Raw genomic sequence first — 3,245 nt, 5'->3', positions numbered from 1 at the left:
GGTGATCTTGGGCGAGAAGATCACTTGGCGCTCGGTGCTGGTCTCGGTGCCGCCGTCGCGTTGTTCGTAGCGCGTGGCAGCCGGCAGCAAGATCACCGTATCGGCAGGGTCAACCAGCATCTGTGAGGTGACGACGATGTCCTGATGCACCCGCAACGCCGGCCGCTCCAGCGCCTGGCGGATAAAGTGCGGGTCCGGCAGGGTATCTAGGAAGTTACCGCCGACGACATAGAACACATCCAACTTGCCGGCATGCGCCGCCTCGAGCATATCCATACACGCCAAGCCCTTCCAAGCCGGCACGTCGAAGCCCCACAGCGCGCCGAAGCGGCGCGCATTCGCTTCGTTGATCGGTTCGCCGCCGGGGAAGTTCCATGCCGTGCAGCCCATCTCGCCGCCGCCCTGCACGCCGCTGTGGCCGCGAATCGGCATGACGCCGCAATGCTCTCGCCCGATGAAGCCGCGCGCCAGCGCCAAGTTGAGGATGGCCTTCACGTTCTCCACGCCGTTTTCGTGTTGTGTGATCCCCATGCTCCACACGAACACTGCGCTCTTGGCACGGGCCAGCATCTCGGCGAAGCGCAGCATCTCCTCGCGCGAGGTACCGCTGTAGCGCTCCAGCATCTCCCAGGATTGCTCGGCCAGCTCAGTTTCGACCGAGCCGAAACAATCGGTGTGCGCTGCGATGAACGCGCGGTCGAGCCAATCGTTCTCGATCAGATGCTTGAGCACGCCGTTCAAGAAAGCCAGGTCGCCGCCGGTGTGGATTTGGAAGAATTCATCGGCCAGCCGCGTGCCGAAGAGTGCACTTTCGAACACGCTGGGCACCCAGTAGCGTTCCAGGCCCGGCTCGCGATAGGGATTGATCACCACGATCTTGGAGCCGTGCTTCTTGGCGTGGTAAAGATATTTGGTCGTGACGGGTTGGTTGTTCGGCGTGTCACTGCCGATGAAGATCAAGAGGTCGGCGCCGATCCAATCTTTGTATGAGCAGGTCGAGGCAGCGACGCCCAACACCTGCTTCATTGCCACGGTGCTCGGCGAATGGCAGATGCGCGCGGCGTTGTCCACGTTGTTCGTGCCGAGAAAGCGGGCGACCTTCTGCGCCACGTAGTACACCTCGTTGGTGATGCCGCGCGAAGTCAGGTAGAAGCCAATCCGGTGGGGGTCGGTCTCGCGGATGCGGCCGGCGATCTCGTCAAGCGCTTGATCCCAGGAAATGCGCGTGAAACCCGGCTCGCCGCGCCGCCGAATCATCGGATAAGGCAGGCGCCCCAACCCACGCAGGGCTTTGCCGTCCATGCTGCGCAAGCGTGACAAATCGGCCAATACGCGGACGTCCATCGGCGGCATCGTGTTCAGCCGCAACAGATTCAGCCGCACGGTGCACAGGTGCACGCCATCAATCGTGAAATCCCGTAGACCGGCCGTGCCCAGTGCGCATCCATCGCACACGCCGTCATTGAGAATGCGCCATGCCAGCGGCAGATTGTCTCGGTTCTGCCACACGGCGCGCACCATCTCCCAGTAGTGGTTCGGCTTGACATGGCCCAGACCGTTGGGCATCAAGCTGACCCACTGCGATGTGTCCATTCCGAGGAACTTCATAGCTTATCCTTCCAGTTGACACATTGACACCACCGACACTATCCCTTGATCTTCGCGACCGTCGCCCGCCAGTCAATTTCCGGAAATTGTGCATCCAACTCGGCAGCGACGGCAGCGGCCACACTTTGGGCGTCGCCCTCACGTTCTTGCGGCTCGCTCCAGCGAAATGCAGCAGTGTATTCGTCCGACCCGATCAGCCCGGCCGCCATGGCCGCACTGTCTATCGCTTCCTGGAAGCGTGACAGCAACGGCATGCTGACGCGCTCGCGCCCTTCGCCCTTCGCCCGCACTTGTGCCGGAATATCATGCCAGTAGAGGATTTGATAGGTTGCCATACACATCAATGACCAATCATGAACCATGATGCATGATTGATGACTCATGAGTAACACGCGGCCTATACCGCTCGTCTGCGAGCTCATCCATGAGCGCAGTCAGCCGCGTCTCTAGTGCGCCATAGCCGGTAGGCCGGATCTCCAGCGGCAAGCCAAGTCGTTCGGCGACCGCATGCGCCTGGGTGACCAGAGCATCACCGTCGCGTTGAACGAGATAGACCACGCGCCGGTAGTTCGCAAAATAGATCTCCTTCAACTCCGGAAAGCGATCTAAGCCGAGGCCCTTCCACACCAGGCCGTCGAACCCTTGGAGCAGGAAATCGGTCAGGAAGAACGTGCCCGGCTCCTCGTTCAGCATAGCTGCGAACGCCACGCCGGCATACATCTCGTAGCAATGCGGCCCGGCGATGCGCGGCACGTTGTAGCGCCGCAGCACTTCGTCGAGCGCGCCGCCCGTGCCACAGTCGCCGTATATGACCACGACGCGATCGAAGCGCGGAATCAACTCGCGCAGTTTGCGCTCGACCAGCGGCGCGATGCGCTCCGGGCGCATATGCGCCTGCGCATCTACACCATAGAGGCTCACATCCCAGCCATGCTTGCGCACAATCGCTATCACCTCGCGCGCGAGGGCCCCGCATAGCACAAACGCTACGCGCATTTCTCGGACAGAATGGCCGGAACTTACAGAGTCCAACTTGCTCACTTCGCTCATTCTGTTCATTTTGTTCATTCTGTCCGAGCCTCGCGACGCGCCCGGCGTTCGCGCCGCTCGCTGTTTGGCTCCTGACGTCGGGCCAGCGGCACCGTGAGCGTGAGCGTTGTCGGGTCGAGCGGCGGCTGGTCGAACAGCGCGGCTTTCATCGCGCGGATGTGCGCCGGTGTGCTGCCGCAACATGCGCCGATCAACGTTGCACCGAGCGCGCGTAGCCGACGGGCGGCTTCGGCCATGACCTCCGGCGAAGCGTCGTAGGTGGCTTTGCCGTTGACCATCTTGGGCATGCCGGCGTTGCTCTTCGCAACCAGAGGAACGTCCTGCCGCACCATGCGCATGGCATAGATCACCGCTTCCACCTCATCCGGGCCGTTGCCGCAGTTCCCCCCGATTGCCGCAAGGTCGAGTTTGGCCAGCTCGGTGATCGCTTCGGCCGGGCTAACCCCCATCATCGTGAAGCCACGCGTGTCGAACGTCATCGTCGCCACGATAGGCAAATGCGGCGCAGCCAGGCGCACGCCTTCAACGGCTGCTTGCACCTCTCTCAGGTCGCTCATCGTCTCCATCCAAAATAGATCCACACCGCC

4 protein-coding genes are annotated in these 3,245 nt (G+C 62.0%); all 4 read right to left on the bottom strand.

Annotated features, from left to right (window positions below; genetic code table 11):
• A partial coding sequence (locus GXH28_RS15380) for a molybdopterin-dependent oxidoreductase (protein ID WP_169239896.1) occupies positions 1 to 1,608 on the bottom strand: 1,608 nt, incomplete at its 3' end.
• A 38-nt stretch (positions 1,609 to 1,646) separates the two neighbouring features.
• Positions 1,647 to 1,943, bottom strand: a complete 297-nt coding sequence (locus GXH28_RS15375) for a virulence factor (protein ID WP_169239895.1) — start codon at positions 1,941 to 1,943, stop codon at positions 1,647 to 1,649.
• Between the two features lie 16 nt (positions 1,944 to 1,959).
• Positions 1,960 to 2,604: a DUF1638 domain-containing protein gene (locus GXH28_RS15370; RefSeq protein WP_240550453.1), complete on the bottom strand. Its 645-nt coding sequence runs from the start codon at positions 2,602 to 2,604 to the stop codon at positions 1,960 to 1,962.
• A 68-nt stretch (positions 2,605 to 2,672) separates the two neighbouring features.
• A partial coding sequence (locus GXH28_RS15365) for a homocysteine S-methyltransferase family protein (protein ID WP_206156889.1) occupies positions 2,673 to 3,245 on the bottom strand: 573 nt, incomplete at its 5' end.

It is taken from the genome of Candidatus Roseilinea sp. NK_OTU-006 (assembly GCF_012931985.1).
Taxonomy (GTDB): domain Bacteria; phylum Chloroflexota; class Anaerolineae; order J036; family Brachytrichaceae; genus JAAFGM01.
The sequence above is the reverse complement of the archived record's forward strand: the minus strand, read 5'-3'. Positions and strand labels throughout refer to the sequence as shown.

Excerpts from the sequence above, each read along its gene's own strand:
- GXH28_RS15375 (WP_169239895.1), bottom strand. The coding sequence starts at position 1,943 with ATGGCAACCTATCAAATCCTCTACTGGCATGATATTCCGGCACAAGTG.
- GXH28_RS15370 (WP_240550453.1), bottom strand. The coding sequence starts at position 2,604 with ATGCGCGTAGCGTTTGTGCTATGCGGGGCCCTCGCGCGCGAGGTGATA.